Annotated in this window: 16 protein-coding genes and 2 pseudogenes; 8 read left to right on the top strand and 10 right to left on the bottom strand. The window is 70.7% G+C overall.

Features of this window, described 5'->3' with window-relative positions; genetic code table 11:
• Positions 1-65: 65 nt before the first annotated feature.
• From ACGFIS_RS05625 to ACGFIS_RS05605, 5 genes are all read left to right on the top strand, one after another.
• On the top strand, positions 66-644 hold the full coding sequence (locus tag ACGFIS_RS05625; RefSeq protein WP_392899999.1) for an enoyl-CoA hydratase/isomerase family protein: 579 nt from the start codon (positions 66-68) through the stop codon (positions 642-644).
• A gap of 118 nt (positions 645-762) precedes the next feature.
• Complete coding sequence (locus ACGFIS_RS05620; RefSeq protein ID WP_392900002.1) at positions 763-1,788, top strand: phosphotransferase family protein; 1,026 nt, start codon at positions 763-765, stop codon at positions 1,786-1,788.
• Between the two features lie 23 nt (positions 1,789-1,811).
• Entirely contained in the window at positions 1,812-3,020 is a 1,209-nt protein-coding gene (locus ACGFIS_RS05615; RefSeq protein WP_392969721.1) for an acyl-CoA dehydrogenase family protein, read from the top strand.
• Positions 3,017-4,177, top strand: coding sequence for an acyl-CoA dehydrogenase family protein (locus ACGFIS_RS05610; protein WP_392969718.1), 1,161 nt, complete (start codon positions 3,017-3,019; stop codon positions 4,175-4,177). Before ACGFIS_RS05615 ends, ACGFIS_RS05610 begins: the two co-directional genes overlap by 4 nt.
• A complete protein-coding gene (locus ACGFIS_RS05605; protein WP_392900010.1) occupies positions 4,177-4,962 on the top strand; it encodes an enoyl-CoA hydratase/isomerase family protein in 786 nt (261 codons plus the stop codon). The genes ACGFIS_RS05610 and ACGFIS_RS05605 overlap by 1 nt, the downstream gene beginning before the upstream one ends.
• Before the next feature lie 383 nt (positions 4,963-5,345).
• Here ACGFIS_RS05605 and ACGFIS_RS05600 read toward each other — a convergent pair whose 3' ends face one another.
• From ACGFIS_RS05600 to ACGFIS_RS05580, 5 genes and pseudogenes are all read right to left on the bottom strand, one after another.
• Positions 5,346-5,783, bottom strand: a complete 438-nt coding sequence (locus ACGFIS_RS05600; protein ID WP_392969715.1) for a cytidine deaminase — start codon at positions 5,781-5,783, stop codon at positions 5,346-5,348.
• Between the two features lie 356 nt (positions 5,784-6,139).
• Positions 6,140-6,838: pseudogene (locus ACGFIS_RS05595) on the bottom strand (IS3 family transposase); the annotation flags it as partial.
• A 30-nt stretch (positions 6,839-6,868) separates the two neighbouring features.
• Complete coding sequence (locus tag ACGFIS_RS05590) at positions 6,869-8,131, bottom strand: DUF222 domain-containing protein (RefSeq protein ID WP_392969713.1); 1,263 nt, start codon at positions 8,129-8,131, stop codon at positions 6,869-6,871.
• A gap of 569 nt (positions 8,132-8,700) precedes the next feature.
• Complete coding sequence (locus tag ACGFIS_RS05585; RefSeq protein WP_392900016.1) at positions 8,701-8,886, bottom strand: DUF397 domain-containing protein; 186 nt, start codon at positions 8,884-8,886, stop codon at positions 8,701-8,703.
• Positions 8,877-9,688, bottom strand: a pseudogene (locus ACGFIS_RS05580) (helix-turn-helix domain-containing protein). Before ACGFIS_RS05580 ends, ACGFIS_RS05585 begins: the two are co-directional and overlap by 10 nt.
• Before the next feature lie 207 nt (positions 9,689-9,895).
• On the opposite strand from ACGFIS_RS05580, the gene ACGFIS_RS05575 reads away from it, so the two are divergent.
• Together ACGFIS_RS05575 and ACGFIS_RS05570 are read left to right on the top strand one after the other, a co-directional pair.
• Positions 9,896-10,291, top strand: coding sequence for an ATP-binding protein (locus ACGFIS_RS05575; protein ID WP_392900019.1), 396 nt, complete (start codon positions 9,896-9,898; stop codon positions 10,289-10,291).
• 32 nt (positions 10,292-10,323) lie between these two features.
• The gene (locus ACGFIS_RS05570; protein WP_392969711.1) at positions 10,324-10,617 is read left to right on the top strand and encodes a hypothetical protein; all 294 of its coding nucleotides are present in this window, start codon (positions 10,324-10,326) and stop codon (positions 10,615-10,617) included.
• A 111-nt stretch (positions 10,618-10,728) separates the two neighbouring features.
• Here the strand turns inward: ACGFIS_RS05570 and ACGFIS_RS05565 are convergent, their stop codons facing one another.
• Positions 10,729-11,796 (bottom strand): acetate/propionate family kinase, encoded by a 1,068-nt coding sequence (locus ACGFIS_RS05565; RefSeq protein ID WP_392900025.1) that lies wholly within the window; start codon positions 11,794-11,796, stop codon positions 10,729-10,731.
• Between the two features lie 74 nt (positions 11,797-11,870).
• Positions 11,871-14,258 carry a phosphoketolase gene (locus ACGFIS_RS05560; RefSeq protein WP_392900028.1) on the bottom strand — a complete coding sequence of 796 codons (2,388 nt, stop codon included), beginning with the start codon at positions 14,256-14,258 and terminating at the stop codon, positions 11,871-11,873.
• Positions 14,259-14,925: 667 nt separating this feature from the next.
• Between ACGFIS_RS05560 and ACGFIS_RS05555 the strand changes: the two genes are divergently transcribed.
• On the top strand, positions 14,926-16,212 hold the full coding sequence (locus ACGFIS_RS05555) for an amidase (RefSeq protein WP_392969708.1): 1,287 nt from the start codon (positions 14,926-14,928) through the stop codon (positions 16,210-16,212).
• A gap of 23 nt (positions 16,213-16,235) precedes the next feature.
• On the opposite strand, the gene ACGFIS_RS05550 is transcribed toward ACGFIS_RS05555, so the two are convergent.
• The 3 genes from ACGFIS_RS05550 to ACGFIS_RS05540 form a co-directional block, all read right to left on the bottom strand.
• Positions 16,236-19,307: an AAA family ATPase gene (locus ACGFIS_RS05550; RefSeq protein ID WP_392969705.1), complete on the bottom strand. Its 3,072-nt coding sequence runs from the start codon at positions 19,305-19,307 to the stop codon at positions 16,236-16,238.
• Between the two features lie 198 nt (positions 19,308-19,505).
• A complete protein-coding gene (locus ACGFIS_RS05545) occupies positions 19,506-20,432 on the bottom strand; it encodes a serine hydrolase (protein ID WP_392969702.1) in 927 nt (308 codons plus the stop codon).
• Between the two features lie 104 nt (positions 20,433-20,536).
• Positions 20,537-21,580: a LysR substrate-binding domain-containing protein gene (locus ACGFIS_RS05540; protein WP_392969698.1), complete on the bottom strand. Its 1,044-nt coding sequence runs from the start codon at positions 21,578-21,580 to the stop codon at positions 20,537-20,539.
• Positions 21,581-21,619: the final 39 nt, after the last annotated feature.

Below are 21,619 nucleotides of genomic sequence, written 5' to 3'. Positions count from 1 at the left end.
CGACCAAGACCGGCCCCGCCGAGACCACCGTCCCAGCGCCGGCGAGCCGACCAGGGAGGAACAGTATGGAACGGGACGTCAGGTACGACACCGACGGGCATGTCGGCATCGTGACGCTCGACCGGCCGCAGGTCCACAACGTTCTGCGCCGGCAGACCTACGACGAACTGACCGAGTTGGTGCGCACGACCGACGCACGGGCACTGGTGGTGACCGGCGCTGCCCGCTCCTTCTGCTCCGGAGACGACGTCCGCGAACTGATGACCGGCGGCACGGACACAGGGGGTGACACGGGCACTGCGGGTGACACGGGCGGCGCGGCGGCGAGGCCCGGACCCCGGCTCACACCGGCCGCCGGTGCGCTGCTCGACACCGATGTCCCGGTGATCGCCGCCGTCAACGGGCCCGCCGTCGGCTGGGGCATGGAGCTGGCGCTGCTGGCCGACCTGAGGGTCGCGGCGCGCCGCGCGAGGTTCGGTGAGCTGTTCGTCAAACGCGGGCTGCGGCGTGCCCTCGATCCCGACTGGGACGACCTCGGCGTGTGGGTGACCACCACGCTCGGGGAACTGTTCACCACCGAAGACCACCGTGAAGGCGTCCGGTCCTTCCTGGAGAAGAGGGAACCGAACTATGTCGGCCGCTGAGCCCCGTCCCACCGGCAGTGTCCAGCCGGGCGGCGTCCAACCTGACCGCGTCCAGCCGGGCGGCGTCCAATCGGGCGGCGTCCGATCGGGCGGTGCTGAGCCCGGGGATGCTCACCCCTTGCCGGGTATCGATCGGGAACGGGTCGGGCGCTGGCTAGCCGCGAACGTCGAGGGGCTGATCGCGCCGGTCGAGTTCGAACTGGTCTCGGGTGGCCGGTCCAACCTCACCTACCGGGTCACCGACGCCGCCGGCGCCGCGTACGCGCTGCGCCGCCCGCCGATGGGCGGCGTCCTGCAGACCGCGCACGACATGGGACGGGAGTGGCGGTTCATGACGGCGATGGCGGGCACCGGCGTCCCGGTCGCGCCGCCGCTGGCGTTCTGCGACGACACCGGCGTCGCCGGCGCCCCGTTCTACGTCATGGGCTTCGTGGACGGACTCGTGCTCGCCGACGCCGACGCGGCGGCGCGCCTGGAACCGGCGGCGCGGGCGCGGGCGGGGGAGAGCCTCGTCGAGGTGCTCGTCGCGCTGCACGTCCTCGACCCGTACGAACAGGGCCTCGACGCGATGGTGCGCTCGACCGGGTACGCCGAGCGGCAGCTGCGGCGCTGGCACCGCCAGATCCGCCAGTCGGAGGTCGCGCATCTCGCCCTGCTCGACGAGACGCACGACCTGCTCGCCTCGCACGTCCCGGCGCAGCGGACCGGGATCGTCCACGGCGACTACCGTCCCGGCAATCTCGCGTTCGGTCCCGACGGCACGGTCCGCGCCGTCTTCGACTGGGAGCTGGCGACCTCGGGCGAACCGCTGGCCGACGTCGGCTACCTCGTGGCGACCTGGCAGGAACCGGACGACCCCGAGCCGGTGGGCACCCCTGGCCCCACCGTCGTGCCCGGATTCCCGTCCAGAACGGACCTGGTCGAGCGGTATGAGCGGCTGTCGTCCCGCGACGTGTCGGACGTCCCGTACTGGGTCGCGTTCGCCCAGTGGCGTTCCGCCTGCATCAGCGTGGGCGTCCGGGCCCGTTACGCGGCCGGGCACATGGCCGACGACGGCTACCGCGAGGAGGCGCAGGCCCGCGCCGACCAGGAGATCCGCCTGGCCGAGGCCGCCCGCGACGCCGTCCGCAGCCTGGCGGCATGACGAGCGAGGGGAAGGAACAGCCGATGACATCACAGGACTACCGGGCCGGCGTCCGCGCCTGGCTGCGCGCGCATGCGCCCGCGCCTGACCCGGACGCGACCCCCGACGAGCATCTGCGCCGCGCCAAGGAGTTCCAGGCCGCGCTGTACGACGCCGGGTACGCCGGGATCACCTGGCCCGAGGAGGCCGGCGGTCGGGGGCTCGGCACCGCCGAGCAGCAGATCTTCGCGGAGGAGGCCGCCGAGTACGACCTCCCCACCTACCCGTTCATCGTCGGCCTCGGCATGTGCGGGCCGACCCTCGTCGACCTCGGCACACCCGAGCAGAAGCGGCGCCACCTGCCCGGCCTGCTGCGCGGCGAGGAGATCTGGTGCCAGCTGTTCTCCGAGCCGGGCGCCGGATCAGACGTGGCGAGCCTCCAGGCCCGGGCCGTCCGCGACGGGGACGGCTGGGTGGTGAACGGCCAGAAGGTGTGGACGACCAACGCCCAATGGGCCGACTTCGGCGCCCTGCTGGCCCGTACCGACCCCGACGTTCCCAAGCACGCGGGCATCACCATGTTCATCGTCGACATGCACGCGCCGGGCGTGACCGTCCGTCCCCTCAAGGACATGTCCGGTAAGGCGCCGTTCAACGAGGTGTACTTCGACGACGTGCGCATCCCCGCGGACGCGGTGATCGGCGAGGTCGGCGGCGGCTGGCGGGCCGCGGTGACCATGCTCGGCCACGAGCGGGTGTCGATCGGCGGATCGCGTCCTTCGCGCAACAGCGCGCTCACCTTCGCGGCGCTGCTCGACCTGGCCCGCCGCGAAGGGGCCACGGACGTCCCGGCACAGCGCGAACGCCTCGCCGACCTGTACGCGCACGAGCGGGCACTCGACCTGCTCAACGCGCGGATGCGGCAGGAGGCCGCCGCGGGCCGGCCGCCGGGGGCACGCGGCTCCGTCGCCAAGCTGGCCGGCGCGCTCCAGCTGCGCCGTGCGATCGCGGTGGCCGGTGAGCTGGCGGGCGCGAACGCGGTGGCCTGGGAGCCCGGCGACGTCCACGGCGACGGCCTCGCGCTCGGTATCAACGCGGCGCCCGCGTCCGGAATCGCCGGTGGCACCGACGAGGTGCAGCGCACCATCATCGGCGAACGCATCCTCGGCCTGCCGAAGGAACCGCAGGTCGACCGGGACGTCCCGTTCCGCGAACTCAAGGTCGGCACCCAGCGTGAGGAGGGCGGCCGGTGAAACTCGTCCTGGACGCCGAACAGGAAGAACTGCGCGCCACCGTCCGCAAAGTCCTGACCGACCGCTCACCGACCGCGAAGGTCCGCGAGGTCATGGACTCGGAGCTCGGCTACGACCCCGACCTGTGGCGGACGCTCGGTGATCTCGGCGTCCTCGGCCTGGTCGTCCCGGAGGACCTGGGCGGCTCCGGCGCGGGCCACACCGAACGCGCCGTCGTGATGGAGGAACTGGGCCGCGCGCTCGCACCCTCCCCGTTCCTGGCCTCGGCGGTCCTCGCGACCGACGTCCTCCTCGCCCTCGACGCGGACGAACCCGCCCGCGCCGCGCTGCTCCCGAGGCTGGCCGCCGGCGAACTGGCCGGCACCGTCGCCGCGGCCGAGGGCGGCGGCTCCTGGGACCGCGCCGGCGGGACGACGACCGCGACCGTACACGACGGGACATGGTGGCTGGACGGCGTCAAAACGCCCGTCCTCGCCGGCGACTCCGCCGATCTGGTCCTCGTCCACGCCCGCACGCCGGGCGGCCCCGGCTGGTTCGCCGTCGAGGGCAACGCGGTCGGCCTCACCCGTACCGCCCTGACCGGCCTCGACCCGACCCGCCGCTTCGCCGCACTCGCCTTCGACGGCACACCGGCCCGTCCGCTGTCGGTACCGGACGCCGGAGCGGCGCTGGAGACCGTCGCGGATCTCGCGGCGGTAGCGCTGGCCGCCGAACAGGTCGGAGGAATGGGACGCGCGTTGGAGCTGACCGTCGAGTACGCGAAGGCGCGCATGCAGTTCGGCCGCGCGATCGGCTCCTATCAGGCCGTGAAGCACGGCTGCGCCGACATGTACAGCGCCTGGGAGCAGGCGGTGTCCGTACTGCGCTTCGCTTCATGGACGGCCGACCACGACCGCCCCGGCCTCCCGGCGGCGGCCTCACTCGCGCAGACCTACATCGGCCCGGCGTTCTTCGAGACGGCCGCCGCCATGGTCCACTACCACGGCGGCATCGGCTACACCTGGGAGCACGACGCCCACCTGTACTACAAGCGCGCCAAGAGCAGCGAACTGCTCCTCGGCCCTCCCAGCGACCACCGCGCCCGCCTGGCCGCCCTTGTAATCACCGACCACATACCGACCGACCACATACCGACCGACGACCCGAAGGACCTGTGATGGCCACCGACGTCCTGCTCGTCACCCGCGACACCGATGTCCTGACCCTCACACTGAACCGCCCGCACCGCAGGAACGCGATCGACGCCGACCTGTGGGCGGCACTGCACCAGGAACTCACCGCCGCCCGCAACGATCCCGCCGTCCGCGCGGTCGTGATCGCCGGAGCCGGCGGGGCGTTCTGCGCGGGCGCCGACCTGTCCGGCGGCGTCGCGTCCGGACATCCGTTGAACCGGATGCGCACGGTGAACGACGTGGCGCTGCTCCTGCACGAACTGCCGGTCCCGTCGATCGCCAAGGTCGAGGGCGTGGCGGTCGGCGCCGGCTGGAACCTGGCGCTCGGCTGCGACCTGGTGGTGTCCACCCCCGAGGCGCGCTTCTCCCAGATCTTCGCCCGCCGCGGCCTGTCCCTGGACTTCGGCGGTTCGTGGCTCCTGCCCAAGCTGGTGGGCCTGCAACAAGCCAAACGCCTGGCACTGCTCGCCGAAATGATCGACGCGGAAGAAGCTCACCGGCTGGGCCTGGTGACCTGGGTGGTCGACCCGGCCGAGATCGACGCGTTCGTCACCGACCTGGCCGGACGCCTCGCCGCCGGGCCACCGGTGGCGCTGGCGCAGAGCAAGGCCCTGCTGACCGAGGGCGCGAACAGCTCATTCCGCGACGCCCTCGCCAACGAGGCGCGCGCCCAGACGGTCAACTTCGCCACCGCCGACGCCCCGGCCGCGTTCGAGGCCTTCAACGAGAAACGCGAACCGACCTTCACCGGCGAATGGGCCATCGACTGACCTTCACCCCCCGGGCACCCGGGCTCTCCCGGACCTCGCAGGCGTCGGCAGCTGCCGACGGGTGCGGTTCCTGCCGGGGTTCGCGGAGACCGCCACGGTGACGGGAGGACGGCACGTTACACGGCGCCGTTCAAGCGATGGAGCAAATGACGACGGTCGGCGACCCGGTAACCAGGGGCTCCGCGCTGGGCGGCCCAACGGCATCGACAGGTATCGGTACTTTTCTAAATGCCTGCCCGTCAGGTTGAGATGCGGACGACCAGGATGCGGGTGCACGGGCGAATCGGCTGGAATACGCGCTCGGCCGGAATACGCGCTCGTCCCGCCCGGCACGATTGCTGGTGCCACAGCAGGCAACGTTCGCCCTGTAACGGCCTGGCGCGTCAGCTCGTGCCGAGTGGAGCGCTCTCCTCAGCATCGAGCTGGTGGTTGGCCCAGATGTAGCTTTCGGGAAGCAGGTCGGTGACGGGCACCATCCGGAGGCCGTCGTTAGTCCCGACGATGACCTTGAGTGCTGGGAAGTAATCAAGAAGGACCTGGCGGCAGCGGCCACATGGGGGCACGACACCTCGGCCGCGGTCACCCACGGCGACGATGGTGTCCAGGTCATAGGCGCCCTGGGCGGCAGCAGTGCCGATCAGGACCAGCTCTGCACAGGGGCCTCCGGTGAAGTGATAAGCGTTCACCGCGGTGACGATCCGGCCGTCCCCGGTGCGGGCCGCAGCGGCCATGGTGTGGTCATCGCCCCGGCAGCGTGTGACCGCGACGTGCGCTGCTGCCCGGATCAGTTCGTGGTCGACACGGTCGGTCTGTGTGGTCATCTTCTCTGCCCTCTTGCACGGTCGGGCGACGTTGGCCCTGTCGACGACAGAGCATAGGCGCCGGTCGTCGGCGTGGCGGTTTCGTCAAATGATGTAGCGGCAAATCACGCTGCCCTGCTTGTGGCCATCGTGGTCGGTGCCGTCGAGGGTGAAATTGCGCAGGGCGGTGAACTGGCCCGAGACGCGGTTGAGCCAGGAGCTGTTGGTAAAGGTGTAGGCGATCTCGACGTTGTTCGTCGTCGCCCAGGTGCCGACCCGTTTGGCACTTCTTCGTGGTCAGGTGCGGGGCGACGTCGCAGACGATCGCGATACGGGCCTCGGGCGGGTAGAGGGGGCTTCCCCCGAAATGTGGACACGAATACGGCCTGGCGGGCGGTGCGGGCGTCGGGCCAGTGGGCGGCTCCTTGCAGTGTTACGCGTTTGAGGGTGGCGTTGAAAGACTCGGCGGCGTTGTCGGCGCTGGTGCCGACCGCGCCGCGGGACTGGGTGACCCCGAGCCGGCGGCAGGCCCGCTCGAAGTCCTTGCTGCAGTACTGGGCGCCGTTGTCGGAGTGGAAGATCGCCCCGTCCAGGCGTCCGCCGCGGGCCGCTGCGGCCGCCTGTAGTGCGTCGGTCACCAGGTCGGTGCGCATGTGGTCGGCGATCGACCAGCCCGCCGGCCGGCGCGGGCCCAGATCCAGCACGGTGGCCAGGTAGAGGAACTCCCCGTCGGCGACCGGCAGGTAGGTGATGTCGCCGACGTACCGCTGCCCGGGGGCCGGGGCGGTGAAGTCTCGTTTGATCAGGTCGGGCACGGGTGTGGCGTCGGGGGCGGGCAGCGTGGTGCGGATCTTGCGGCGCAGCCGCAGCCCGGCGATCCCCGAACGCGCGCCACCCGCCCGATCCGCTTGTGGTTGACCCTTAGCCCTTGGTCGCGCAGTTCGGCGGTGATCCGCGGGGACCCGTAGGCGCCGTCCAGTTCGGCGTGGATGCGCCGGATCCTGGTGGCCAGGTCCCTCATCGGCGCGCCGCCGCGCCAGCCGCCCGGCGGCACACCCGGACCGTGACGCTCTTACCCGTAGCGATCGCGCAAGGTGGGCAGAGCCTTATGCGGCTTGAGGCCAGGGGGGTGGGCGACCTGTCGCGGCGGGTTCCCGTGTTTCGCTCCCGATGTCGGGTCTGGGAGGTTGAAGGCGGTAGGTGTAGCGGCCGTCGGCTGTTCGGCGGATGGTGATCTGGTTGGGGTTGGCCGCCTTGTACCGGTTGTGGAATCCGCAGGTGAGGGCGAGTTGGTCGATGTCGGTGGGGCTGTCGCCGAGGGCCCAGCCGTGAACGTGGTCGACCTCGCTCAACGTCCCGGGGACTTCGCAGCCCACGACGGCGCAGGTGGGGTAGAGGGTCTCAAGGACGCGTCGCTGTCCCGGCGTGGCGAACCGTTCCCGGTATCCAAGGTAGAGCGGCACGTGACTGCGTCCCAGCAGCAGGGGCGAGACTCCGGCCGCCAGAGCGATCCGCCGGGCCTGCTCGGCGGGGATCGGTGTTCCGTCGGTCAACCTCGCAGGGGCGGCGCCACCCGTGAGGGTGTCCAGGTCGCAGATGACGGTGACCTTGGTGGCCCTATGCCCGCCCGACAGCACGGCGGACAACGCCGCTGCGGCCCGCTCGGGCAGGTCACGATCGTCGTCGGCCCCGGCGGGCTTGGCCAGCGGCCCGAGGGTGCCGTCCCAGATGGCGGCGTCCTCGGCGTTCAGCCACCCCTTTATGTACCGGCCGCCGTCCAGGGATCGCGTCGAATCGATCCAGGACCGCTCGTAGCCGCGTTCGGCGTCGCGGGGTGCCTGTTCGGTGCCGTCCCGCTCGGCGATGACGTCGCGGATCCGCTTGCCGAACGAGGCGACCTTCCCGGCTGAGAAGTCCTGGTCGGCCATGCTGAGCAGGATCTCTTCGGCGGCGCCGCAGTCCTCATCGTCCAGCCGGGCGACCGCACCGGCGATGGTGGCGGCGTATCCGAGCGACAGGTCACCGGTGCGCCACCGCCTCGTGACCTGGGTGAGCCGGTGCCGCTGCCGGGCGAGTGTGAGGCGTTCCCTGGCCCGGGTATCGCGCATGCCGAGCCGGTTGCGCAGCCACGACTGCGTTGAGGGAAACCCCCACCGCTGCACTTCACGACCGGTGTCCACGACGGAGACGAACCCGGCGAGGGCGGCCTCGTTCATGTCACCGGCCGCGGAAAGAATTTCGGTGAGTTCCAGGCAGGCGGCCGCCGATTCGGGCGGCTCGCGCCGGGCGAGTTCGGCCGCGATCGCGGACGCGGCGTTCACCAATTCCATGGTGGACGCCCCCGCCAGATCGACCGCGACTGTTCCCATAACTCAATTCTAACGCCCCTCACCCCCAATCGCAGTCCATATCAGGCTCCAATATTGTCACCACCGCGCCACGTCGGAGTTTGGCGGTATTTAACAAAGGAACGAGTCCGAAAAATCGGGCATCGCCCCACAGGGAATGCATCGTTCCACAAGATTGCATGGTCCCATAGGCAATGTGCCGTCTCATCCCATCAGAACGGATTCAAAATAGCTGGTGCCCTTTAAAGGGGTGACGGTGAAGCTTCTTGGCCGGCGGTGGGGGCGGTGCGTCGGGCAGAGGGCAGGCGGAGCCTGCCCGACGAAAGCTGCACTCAGGGGCCGCAGAGGCTCCGAAGTCAAGGGTGGGACGGAGTCCCATCGCGAAGCGACGCCGAAGGCGCCCTTGACTTTGGAGGGGCGGCCCCGTACGCAGCGCCGCCCCCACCGCACAACGCCGATTCACGAACTTCGAGCTACGAGCTACGAGCACTGGGCTACGAGCCGCTGGGTTATAGCACGGGGCTATGAGCCACTGGGCTACGAGCTCCCGGGCCAGCACTCGAGATTGAAGCGGCAGGCGCTGTTCTGGATCAGGCGTTCTTCAGGCTCTGGGTCAGTTGCCTGAAGTCGTGGGGGGTGAGGAGGAGTTGGGGTCCGCGGGGGTCCTTGCTGTCGCGTATGGCGACGGTGTCGCTGACGCGTGCGAGTTCGACGCAGTTGCCGCCGTTATTGGAGCTACGGCTTGCCTTGCGCCATGTGGCGATGCTCAGGTCCATTTCTCCTTCGCCACCTTTGCTATCAGTTCGAGGGACTGGTCCACGGGGTACGCGGCGGACTGAATTGACGCGAACAGCCCGGTGAGCCGTTTGATTTCGAGGCGATCGGTGGTCGTGTCGCCGCTGATTGCGTTGTCTTTGTACCCTACCTCGCCTCCATCCGGGAGCGTTCCGATGGCGAAGGCTCCGCCGATGCCCTCGTGCAGGCGGAGCGGGGCGATCTGGATGCGGATACGACGGCAGGAGACCGTCAGCAGGTGCTGGAGTTGGTCGCGCATCACGTCGGGGTTGCCCGCGTCGCGGAGGAGCACGCTCTCGTCCAGCACGTACATCAGGTGTGGTGCCGTGTCACTGGCCAGGACTCCTGCCGTGCCAGGCGGGCCTCGACGGCGGGTTCGTTGTTGTCGAGCAGGTGGGCGACGTAGGCGGGGGTCTGGAGAAGACCGGGGACGACCAGCGGTTCGTAACTGCGGATGGCGTCGAACTTCGGTTCCTGCATCGCCCAGTCGGCGAACCATGCCGGGACGGCGTTGGCGCCCTTGAACAGGCCGTCCCACATGTGGGTCAGCGCCTCGCGGGTGTCGAGAACGCGGTCGGCGTGGACGGCGAGGAGCCGGTCGGGGCGTGACTCCCCGCGTTCCACGGAGCCGATCGTGCTCTTCGAGTACGGCGCACCGTCCTGGATCAGGTCGCACAGGCCGGCGATGCTCAGGCCCGCGGCTTCCCGGTAACGCCGCAGTTCGGAGCCGAACAGCGCGTTGGGTGACTCCCAGGGTCGTAGATCGTTCGGACGTTGTCCCATTGCTCCGTCTCCCTTGATCGTGGACGGCCGGTGATGACCGGCCATGTGTGGCGGCTGCCGCGGAAGGGCAGTCCATGTGCACTCTTCGTGCAAATTCCAGTGCACAGAGTGACATGAGGGAGATGATTTGGCCACCGGATTTCGCGAACAACATCGGTTCTGGAGGTCGTTTTCCGTGATCGATTCAAACTCGCCACGAAGATAGGGGTGATCTCGCTCAAATCTTCCGCGCGCGCGCCGGAGATGGCTCGTAGATGGCTTGCAGGTGTGTTCCAGGAGTGGGGGCTTGGGGACGACTACATCGGACGTACGGTCGTCACTGAATTGGTCACGAACGTCCACAGGCACACCGACACGGAGTTCATTCCCGTACGTCTTCTTCTGGAGAACGGCCATCCGGTGGTGGAGGTGGAGGACCGCTCCGATGGCCTCCCACTCGTCCACACGGAGGGCGGCGCAGAAGGTGGTGTGGAGGGCGGCGCAGAGGGCGACCTGGCTGAGTCCGGGCGAGGGCTGCTGATGATGTCGCTGCTCGTTCAGGCCTGGGGTGTTCGGACGCTGGCCGGCGGCGGGAAGGTGACGTGGGCGCGGCTGGGCGAGTGAGGGTCCCACGGAGTCGGCTCGGGGTTTGGTGGGTGCGCGTCCGCTATCGGCATCGCATCGCGGAACGACATCTGGACGCTCTGGCCGGGGAGATGCAGGCGCGCGGCTGGGCGCGGCTCAAACTGTATGTGGAGTCGCCGCCGGTCTTGTTCGTCTACGCGGACGGGAACGAGGAGTCCGCATTGAGCATCGCGGCCACGAACACCGGCGGACAGTGGGTTTTCCAGACGTCGCGGTTGATCGAGTACCCGTGTGAGGCGGTCATTCCAGTGGCGAACATCCTGAGCGATGTTCTGCGGGATCGGATGCCTGACGCTTTCAGATAGCTGCACGATCGGATGGCTGCACGATCGGATAGCTGACGGAACCAGGTGACTCACGCAATCGGATGACCTACGGGGTAGCCGACGACAGTGCGCTCATCTACCGGCGAGCGCTTATACGCCGACGAGCGCTCGGCGGGTGCCGACGGCTATTTCGAGGTCTTCGCGGGCGGCGACGACCAGGGTGCGGACGGAGGCGTCGTCGGAGGTGATGTCGGCGTCGCCGTCCGCTTCCGTGTTGCGGTCGGGGTCGACGGAGACGCCGAGGAAGGCGAGGTCCTCGGCCAGGCGCATGCGGACGGACGGGTCGTGTTCGCCGACGCCGCCGGTGAACACGAGCGCGTCGAGGCCGCCGAGGGACGCGGTCATGGCGGCGGCGCAGGCGCGGAGGCGGTGGTGGTAGACGTCCAGGGCGGCGAGGGCGTTCACGTCGCGTTCGCCGGCCAGTTCGCGGATGCGGCGCATGTCGCCGGTGCCGGTGAGGCCGCGTAGCCCCGAGTCGCGGTCGAGAGCGGAGTTGACGTCCTGCGCGGAGAGCCCGTGTTTGATCAGCCACAGCGGGATGCCCGGATCGATGCTGCCCGCCCGGGACGCCATGACGAGCCCTTCCAGTGGAGTGAAGCCCATGGTGGTGTCGACGGAGCGGCCTTCGGCGACGGCGCAGAGGGACGCGCCTGAGCCGAGGTGGCAGATGACCATCCGGGGCGGGGTCGTGCCGAGAAGTTCGCCGGTGCGGCGGACGGCGTAGGAGAACGACAGCCCGTGGAAGCCGAACCGCCGCAGCCCGAACCGCCGTCGCCATTCTTCCGGGAGCGCGTAGGTGGCGGCGGCGTCCGGCAGGGTGGCGTGGAAGGCGGTGTCGAAGCACGCGACGGCGGGGATGCCGGGCAGCGCACTGGTGATCTCCGACAGTGCGTGCAGCGACGCCGGCTGGTGCAGTGGGGCCAGGTCGGCGAGGTCGTGCAGCCGTTCGGTGACCTTGGCGTCGATGAGCACGGGTTCGGTGAACTCGGTGCCGCCGTGGACGAACCGCACGCCGATCGCGTCGGGCTTCGGCATGTCCGTGACCATCGGGGCCATCTCGTGGCCGGTGCCCGACTCCACGGCGAGGACGGTGCCGTCGAGGTCGAGCAGGCTCACCTTCAGGCTGCTCGACCCGGGATTGACCGTGAGGACCCGCATCGGTTCGGACGTCCTTGGTTCGGTTGCCTTTGGTTCGGTTGCCTTTGGTTCGGTTGGCCTTGGTTCGGCGGCCATCAGTAGGGCCAGGTCCAGTCGCGGATCTCTGGTGCGTCTTCGCCGTGTTCCCGCGTGTAGGAGCGCGCCGCGATACGCCGGTCGGCCATCTGCTGCCTGATGTGGGCGACGCGTCCGCCGAGTGAGGGGACCCGGTCGATGACGTCCATGACCAGGTGGAAGCGGTCCAGGTCGTTCAGCATGACCATGTCGAACGGCGTGGTCGTCGTGCCTTCCTCCTTGTAGCCGCGGACGTGCAGATTGTGGTGCCCGGCGCGCCGGTAGGTGAGCCGGTGGATGAGGTACGGGTAGCCGTGGAACGCGAAGATGACGGGCTTGTCGGTGGTGAACAGCGCGTCGTAGTCGCGGTCCGGCATCCCGTGCGGATGCTCGCTGGACGGCTGGAGCCGCATGAGGTCCACGACGTTCACGACCCGGACGCGCAGATCGGGGAACAGTTGCCGCAGCAGGTCGGTGGCGGCGAGCGTCTCCAGCGTCGGGATGTCGCCCGCGCAGGCGAGCACCACGTCGGGCTCGGTGCCCTCTTCGGCGGTGCTGGCCGGCCGCGGCGGAGAATGCGACGCCCACTCCCAGATGCCGATGCCGCGGGTGCAGTGCGCGATCGCCTCGTCCATCGGCAGCCAGTTCAGGGCGGGTTGCTTGCCCGCGACGACCACGTTGACGTAGTCGCGGGACCGCAGGCAGTGGTCGCCGACCGACAGCAGCGTGTTCGCGTCCGGCGGCAGGTACACCCGGACGATCTCCGGCTTCTTGTTCATGACGATGTCGAGGAAGCCGGGGTCCTGGTGGGTGAAGCCGTTGTGGTCCTGCCGCCACACGTGCGACGACAGCAGGTAGTTCAGCGACGCTATCGGACGCCGCCACGGCAGATGGCGGGTGACGTTCAGCCATTTGGCGTGCTGGTTGAACATCGCGTCCACGATGTGGATGAATGCCTCGTAGCTGTTGAACAGCCCGTGCCGTCCAGTGAGGAGGTAGCCCTCCAGCCAGCCTTGGCACAGGTGCTCGCTCAGCACCTCCATGACCTGGCCGGACGGCCCCTGGTGCTCGTCGGTCGGGAGCCGTTCGCCCTGGAAGACGCGGTCGGTCGCCTCGAAGACGTCCCCGAGCCGGTTGGACGCGGTCTCGTCGGCGCCCATGATGCGGAAGTTGGACGGGTTGGCCTTCACGACGTCGCGCAGGAACGTCCCGAAAGTCCGGGTGGGCTCGGTGGACGTCGTGCCGGGCTTGTCGACCGGCACCGCGTAGTCACGGAAGCCGGGCAGCCGCAGCGGCTTCAGCACCACCCCGCCGTTGGCGTGCGGGCTGGCGCTCATGCGGCGTTCCCCCGCGGGCGCCGACGCCAGGAGCTCCGCGACGGGACGTCCTTCGTCGTCGAACAGTTCTTCCGGGCCGTACGAGCGCAGCCATTCCTCCAACTGCGCGAGGTGCGCGGGGTCGTCGCGCACTCCGGCGAGCGGGACCTGGTGGGAGCGCCACGTGTTCTCGACCGGTTGCCCGTCGACCTCCTTCGGGCCCGTCCAGCCCTTCGGGGACCGCAGGATGATCATGGGCCAGCGCCGCCGCCCGGAGGTCCGCCCCTCACGGGCGCCGCGCTGGATGTCGCCGATCTCGGTGAGCGCCTGGTCGAGCGCGGCGGCCATCTTGCGGTGCATGGACGCGGGCTCGTCGCCGCTCACCAGGAACGGCTGGTATCCGTAGCCGTCGAACAACTGGACGAGTTCTTCCTCGGGGATCCGCGCGAGCACCGACGGGTTCGCGATCTTGTACCCGTTCAGGTGCAGGATCGGCAGGACGGCGCCGTCCTTCACCGGGTCGAGGAACTTGTTGGAGTGCCAGCTCGCCGCCAGCGGCCCGGTCTCCGCCTCACCGTCCCCGACGATGCACGCGACGACCAGATCAGGGTTGTCGAATGCCGCCCCGTAGGCGTGGGCCAGCGAATACCCCAGCTCGCCGCCCTCGTGGATGGAGCCCGGCGTCTCCGGCGCCACATGGCTGGGGATGCCCCCGGGGAACGAGAACTGCCGGAACAGGCGGCGCATGCCCTCCTCGTCCAGCGACACGTCCGGATACACCTCGCTGTAGGTGCCCTCAAGCCATGCGTTCGCGACGGCCGCCGGGCCGCCGTGCCCCGGGCCCATGATGTAGATCATGTCGAGGTCGCGCGCCTTGATGGCCCGGCTGAGGTGCGCGTAGCAGAAGTTCAGGCCAGGGGAGGTGCCCCAGTGCCCGAGCAGGCGCGGCTTGATGTGCCGGCGTTCGAGCGGCTCGCGGAGCAGCGGGTTGTCCAGCAGGTAGATCTGCCCGACGGACAGGTAGTTGGCCGCCCTCCAGTAGGCGTCGATCCGGCGTACTTCGTCGTCGGTCATGGCGACGGACTCGGTCATGGCGCGTCCCTTGTCCCTTCGGTGCCGGGGCCGGTGCCGGGGCCGGTGCCTGGCCCGGTATGTCGGTACCGTCCTGGCAGCATCACGTCCCCTGGATCGGCCTCCTCAACCATCACCGAAAGCCCATCACCAAAGGGATCGCGCCCCTAGGGCCGAACGTCCCCCCGACCGCGCCCCACCGCCACGGCCCACCGCCACGACCCAGCACCACGTCCCCCCGACCGCGCCCCACCGCCACGGCCCAGCACCACGTCCCCCGGCCGCGCCCCACCGCCACGACCCACCGCCGCGATCCGCCGCGATCCGTCGCCACGAGACACAGCAAGGCCACGGCGGCGTGTGCGTGCCGCCGTGGCCTTGTCCCCCCACCTGGATGTGGACGTCACCGGTTACAGGGGCGGCGGCCGCGTCCGGAAGCAGGCGCGGTCTCCGCCCCGCCCCCCAGCGAACCGGTGGGAGCGTCTCCATTGGGTGCGTTGAAGCCTGCCGCCTACTCGCGCGTAGGTTCACGTGTCCGGGTGGGCGGTCGATCGGCGGTCGTGTTTCCGCGACGAGGAGCCGACACTCGGAGACCGGCGGACGACGGAGAGCGACGAGCGGGTCGGCCCGCACCGCCGCCGGTCTGTCATGCTACGCAGACCGGAAGGCTGGACGGACGGGAGGCTACATGGGCGGGTTCTTCACGGGGCGGACGCTCGCGGACATCGGCCGCGACCTGCGTGCGGGCGACGAGTCGGCGACCGGGCTGCTGGCGCGGGCCCTGAAATCGGTCGACCCGGACCTGAACGCCTTCGTCACCCTCGACCCCGAGGGCGCCGAGGCCGCCGCCAGATGGGCGGACGAGGAACTCGCGGCCGGCGTCGACCGGGGGCCGCTGCACGGCGTCCCCGTCGCGGTGAAGGACCTCATCGACGTCGCCGGCCTCCCGACGGGGATGGGCTCGGCGCACTTCGACGGGCATGTGGCCGAGACCGACGCGGCCTGCGTGACCATGCTGCGGGACGCCGGTGCCGTGATCGTCGGCAAGACCGGCACGCACGAGTTCGCGTACGGCGGCACCGGCGACGTGTCGGTGAACGGGCCGGTCCGCAACCCGCACGACCGGGAACGGATGTCGGGCGGCTCCAGCAGCGGCAGCGCCGTCGCCGTCGCCGCCGGTATGGTCCCGCTCGCGCTCGGCACGGACACGGGCGGCTCGGTGCGGATCCCCGCCGCGTTCTGCGGCATCGCCGGCTTCAAGCCGCCGTACGACGCCATCCCCACGCAGGGCGTGTTCCCGCTGTCGGTGTCGTTCGACCATGTCGGAGTCCTCGCCGGGTCCGCGGCCGACTGCCGCATCGCCTACCACGCGCTGACCGGCCCCGCGGAGGCCGTCCCGTCGCCGGTCGACGAGAGCGCACCGCATGGGCGCGTCGCGTGGATCGAACCGTCGGCGATCGACCCGGACGTGGAGCGGACCGTCCGGGCGCTGTTCCCGGACGCGCCGTCCGAGCGGATCGACCTCCTCGGGATACGGCAGGTCTTCCGCGCCATCCAGGACGGCGAGGCGTACGACGTGCACGCCGAGCGCGTCGCGGAGGCGCCCGGCCTGTACCAGGCGCCGACGCTTGAGCGCCTGAAGAACGCGGGCCGCACGCCTGGCTGGCGGTACCTCCGCGCCGTCCGCGAACGGGAACGGATCGCCCGGGAGGTCGCCGCGCTGCTGGACCGCTACGACTACCTGGCGATGCCCACCCTCCCGATCACCGCCCCGAAGATCGGCGAGACGGAGGGGCCGCTCGGCCCGCACGTGCCGACGCTGGTGAGCCTCACGTGCCCGTGGAACGTGCTGGGACTGCCGGCGCTGAGCATCCCCGCCGGAACGGTCCACGGCCTGCCGGTCGGCGCGCAACTCATCACGCGTCCGGGCGCCGAAACCCTCCTCTTCGACGCCGCCGCCCGCCTCGCACACTGAGGCCGCGTCATATCCGCTCAGAGTCAGAGGTACAGACCGAAGAACTCCTCGGGATGTTCCAGGAGCGGGGGCAGGTCGTCGGCCGTGAGCGTGATCAGTTCCTTCTTGGTGGGGGCCTTGACGGGGGCCTTCTTGGGAGAACCTGCGGGCTTGCGGCCCTTGGCGCCCCGCCCGTCCTCGCCGCCCTTCGCACCGTGGCCTTTCGCACCGTGGACCTTCGCGCCGCCGTTCTTAGCGCTGCCGTCCTTTGCGCTGCCGTCCTTGACGGCGGCGGACGCCACGCGGTCGGCCTGGTTCGCGACGGCCACGTCCAGCATGTTGCGCATCAGGCGGCCGTTGCCGAACGACGGGCCTCGCGGTGCGCGTCGCAGCATCGTCAGCAGGAGGTCCTCGGTGCCGGGGGCGAGCCGGAAACCGTCCGCGGCGGCGAGCTGCCCGAACACTGTGATCAGCTCGTCGTCGGTGTAGTCGGGGAAGTGGATCTGCTTGGGGAAGCGGGAGTCCAGGCCCGGGTTGGCGACCAGGAACTCCGCCATCTCCTGCTCGTACCCGGCCACGATCACCACGAGGTCGTCGCGGTGGTCCTCCATCAGCTTCACCAGCTCGGCGATCGCCTCATGCCCGTAGTCGCCCTTCAGCGGCGACTGGGTGAGCGTGTACGCCTCGTCGATGAACAGGACGCCGCCGATCGCGCGTTCCACCAGCCTGCGGGTGCGCGGCGCGGTCTGCCCGATGTACTCGCCGACGAGGTGGGCGCGGGACGCCTCGACGAGATGCCCGGACGACAGCACCCCGAGCCTCTTGTAGATGCGTCCGAGCAGCCGGGCCACCATCGTCTTGCCGGTGCCGGGGTTGCCGGTGAACACCATGTGCCGGGTCGGCGGGGTGATCGTCAGCCCGGACTCGCTGCGCAGCCTCGCCGCATGCGTTCCGGCGACGAGCAGTGCGATCTCGTGCTTGACGGCCTCCAGCCCGGTGAGGTCGCGCAGCTCGGCGAGCGGGTTGCCGGTCGCCAGCGAGGTGTCCAGCGTCTCCGGGATGTCCTGTTTGCGGATGACCAGCCTGCCTGCCGGGGCCGCCGCTTCTAGCGTCACCGCTTCCGAGGACGCTGCTTCAGGTGTCGCGGCATTGGGCGATGCGGCGTCCGGCACCGCTGCTCTTGGTGACGCTGCTTTTGGTGACCCGGCTTTTGGTGACCCGGCTTTTGGAGTCGCTGCCGTTAGTGACGCGGCTCTTGGTGTCGCGGCTGTCGGTGACGTCGCCTTCGATGTCGCGGCGTCCGGTGTCGCGGTGTTCGCCGCGTCCGCCGAGTCCGCGTCCGGCGTCATGCGTGCCCTGGCCGTGGCGACGACCTGGTCGGCGAGGTGGGGGGCGAGGCGGGCGTTGCGGAGCGTCTGCATCGGGGGCGTCGCGGCCAGCAGCTCGCCCGCCGCCTCGACCGCCTGCCGGGTGCCGCGGGCGCCGCGGGCGTTCAGGGCGCGGCGGAACAGCTCGGCGTGGCCCTGCGCCGTGAAGGGCCGGGTCCGCGCGATCCGGAACCGCTGCGGCAGGACGGGATTGATGTCGCGGATCCGTTCCTCGCCGTCGGTGTCGCACAGCGCCACCAGGTGCAGGTCGGGGTGGACGGCCAGCAGCCGGTACAGTTCGGCGGCGATGGCCTCCCCCTTGCCGGGGTCGGTGACGATGCCGTCGAGGCCCTCGATGATGAGGAGCCGGTCGCCGGCGCAGTCGCGGGCGTCGACGTGAAGCTTGGCGACGGCGTCCGACAGCCGCTGGCCCGTGAACAGGTTGTCGGTGACCCAGTGCGGGTCGCGGCCGAGCGCCAGGGCCCTGCCGAGTTCCTGGGCGGCGTCGCGCTTGCCGGTGCCGTCGGGCCCGGTGAGCAGCAGCCGGACGGGCTCGTTGCCGCGGGTCAGCTCGTCCAGCGCCTCGACCACCTCGGGCTGCTCGACCAGCGACGTCGCGATCTCCGCCCGCGCGGCGGCCCGCCCGCCCTGCCGCACGGCGGCGTCCCCGGCCGGTTCAGGGACGCTCTTCAGCGTCTCCGTGAGCGGGTTGACGACGCGGCGCCGCGGCGCGTACAGGCGCCGCAGGTCCGTCTGGAACTGGCCGACGGGGATGCATTCGGCCCTCGGGAACCCCGGGTCGCCGGGCAGGCCCTGGACGATCGCGCAGAACCGCATCGCCATGTCGAGCCAGCCCCGGCAGGCGTCGGCGGCGCCCGCGACCATCGCCCGGACGAGCCACGCCCGCGTCCGCTCCTGCCAGGCGCCCGCTTTGAACCCGCGGCGCTCGACGGCGAAGCGCTGCTGCAGCTCGTGGTAGCGGTCCTCGCCCAGCGCCACGGACAGTTCCGCCGGGACGTGCTCCATGCTGCCCTGCAGGAGCAGCTGGATCAGGTGGACCTCCACGCTCTCATCGCGCGGCGCCGCCTCCGTCAGTTTCTCGTAGGACGCGAGCAGCCCCGCGCACACCCATTCCAGGTAGCCGACCGGGCCGAGCAGTTCGGGCAGCGCCGCGACGATGTCGTCGCCGGCGTGCGCGTGCCAATGCTCCCGCAGCTCCATCTTCGGCAGGTTCACGTCGCACACGGGCGCGTCGTCGTACAGCCGAAGCAGCGCCTTGCGCCGTTCCTCCAGCGGCTCGATGCCCTCCAGGACGGACAGGCAGTCGCGCGCCAGGTCGATCGCGAGTTCCCGGTCGGGGGCCTCGTCCAGCCAGCCCACCGGCGGACGCCACCGGCCGCCCGGCGCGTCCCAGCGGGTCATCCGGGTGCTGAGCGGCCCCGGGTTGAGCAGGTGCCGGTACAGCAGCCGCTCGGGCAGCTGCGACCACGAGCCCGCCTTGATCGCGCCGCCGCCGGGCAAGAACGCCAGGATGCCGAAGATCTCAGCGGTGACCAGGGGCGCCGGCAGCGTGAGCCGCTTGTGCTCGTCGGTCGTCAGCTCCGCGGCCCGCGGGTCGGCCGCCAGGCCGTCGATCCGCGCCGAGATCTCCTCGAACAGCCCGTCCGGGACGCGCCATGGACCGTGCGAGTAGACGTCGAGCACCGGCTCGTCGGTGAGCAGTAGCTCCAGATGATCCGGCAGCCGCAACGAAATTCTCCCCAAGTCTGGTCCAAGCCGGGGTATAGCTTATGTTTACCGAGGGAGTGCTGGCTTAGCGGTCATGCGGATCCGACGGTATTGGACCGATCGCAATGTGCTCACTGGCGCGGCGGAGCCGCTTGAGGGGCGCGGCGAAGCCGGTTCAGGGCCACGGCGGAGGCGGCTCGGGGGCGCGGCGGAGGCGGCTCAGGGGCGGCGGAGCGACTCCACGGCCATGCGGGCGGCGGTGCCGATGACGGCGTCCGCCTGCGGCAGGACGGCGATGGGCAGCAGCGACCGGGTGAACACCGCCACGGCGTACCGGCCACCGTCCGGGTACTCGACGGCGCCGACCTCGTTGCGGAGGGTCGGCAACGTCCCGGTCTTGCCGCTCACGACCACGTCGTCGTAGGGGAACCCGGACGACAGGCGGTGCGGCCAGACCTGGAGCCCGAAAAGCCGCCGCATCGCCGCGCATCCGTCGGGCGGCGCGGCCTCGTCCCGCCAGATCATCGACAGCAGCCGGGTCATGTCGCGGGGCGTGCTGCGGCTCGTGCGCAGCGGGTCGAGGGCACGCAGCCGCGCCGCCACGCCGGGCTCGTCCAGCCGGGTCCACACGTCCGCGAAGGTGGCGGCCCCGGCGTCCGCCAGCAGGGTTTCGTGCAGTTCACGCCCACTGACCTCGACGACGGTGTCGCGGAGCCCGAGCGCGGCGGCCGTCGCGTTGACCGCGTCCCGGCCGACCCGGTCGAGGACGACGTCGGCGGCCGCGTTGTCGCTCACCGTGATCATCAGGAGGGTCAGGTCGCGCAGGGACATGCGGACGTCGTCCAGCATCGCCGATATCCCGGTCGGGCCTTCCGTGCGGTCCCGCGAGCGCAGCGTGACCGGCTCGGCCGGGTCGAGGAGCCCGTCGGCGGCCTGCCGGTGGAACGCGACGAGCAGCGGCACCTTGAACACCGAGGCCAGCACGACGGGGTCATCGGCGCGGACCGCGACCTCACGTCCGGTGTCCATGTCCGTGACGTGCAGGAAACCGGTCACGCCGGCGGAACGGAACTCCGCCTCGATGCGCTCCGCCACGTCCTCCCGGACGTCCCGCGCCCCCCACGCCCCCCGGTTCGCTTCGCTCATGCCTGTCTCCTGTGAGGGGGCGACCCCCCACGCCCCCCGGTTCGCTTCGCTCATGCCTGTCTCCTGTGAGGGGGCGACCCCCCACGCCCCCCGGTTCGCTTCGCTCATGCCAGGAACCCCGACGACGGCCGCGGGACGACGCGGCGGGCCGGCGTGCCGTCCAGCGGAGTCATTCCGGCCTCACTGCGCAGGACGGTGGTCGCGACGGCGGTGAAGTCGGCGATCGCGCGGGCGTGCTCGGGGTCGGCGGCCCGCCGCCACACGCACGACGTCCGCCACGCCAGCGGCTCGCCCACCAGCGGACGCCACGTCACGCCCGCCGTGTCGTCGACGCGGGGAACGAGGGCCACGGCCGTCCCCGCGAGGACGAGTCCCAGCGCGAACTGCGGGTGCCGCGCCTCGTGGACGGCGGCGGGCGCGAAGCCGTGCCTGCGGCAGGCCGCCAGCAGTTCGTCGTGGGCGCCGGGGGACTCCTCACGCGGGGACACCACGAGGTCACGTCCGCCGAGGTCGGCGAGATGCACCTCGGCGGCCGCGCCGAGTGGGCCGGGAGCACCGGCGGGGCCAGGGGAAGAGGGACCAGGGGAAGAGGGGAGAGGGGCTGTGGGTGGAGGGTCGGTGGGGAGAGGGGCCGTGGGCAGCAGGACGCCGAGTGGCTGGGAGAGCATCGGGCCGAGTTCCAGGTCTCGGGAGTCGCACGGGTGGCGCACGATTCCGGCGTCCAGCGCGCCGTCGGCGAGCGCGCGGACCTGCTCGGCCGTCCCCGTCTCCCGGAGGTCGAGCCGCAGGTCCGGGCGGCGGTCCCGGAACGCGGCGATGAGCGCCGCGACGATCGGCCCGCCGAGGTCGCTCGGCAGGCCCGCCCGGACCGTGCCGACCTCGCCGAGCCGGGCGCGCTCGGCGACGGAGTAGATGCGTTCCACGCGGGTGAGGATGTCACGGGCCTCGTCCAGCAGCAGCCTTCCCGGCGCGGTCAGCTCCACTTTCCGGCTGGACCGGTCGAACAGCCGCACGCCGAGTTCGTGCTCCAGCCGCTGGATCCGCTGGCTCAGCGGCGGCTGCGCCATGCCGATACGCTCCGCCGCGCGGCCGAAATGCAGTTCCTCGGCCACGACGACGAAGCACCGCAGATGCCCCACGACGTTCACGACCAGCGACGATATCAATCAACGTATCTCTGTGACACC

It is taken from the genome of Spirillospora sp. NPDC048824 (assembly GCF_043198455.1).
Taxonomy (GTDB): domain Bacteria; phylum Actinomycetota; class Actinomycetes; order Streptosporangiales; family Streptosporangiaceae; genus Spirillospora.
The sequence above is the reverse complement of the archived record's forward strand: the minus strand, read 5'-3'. Positions and strand labels throughout refer to the sequence as shown.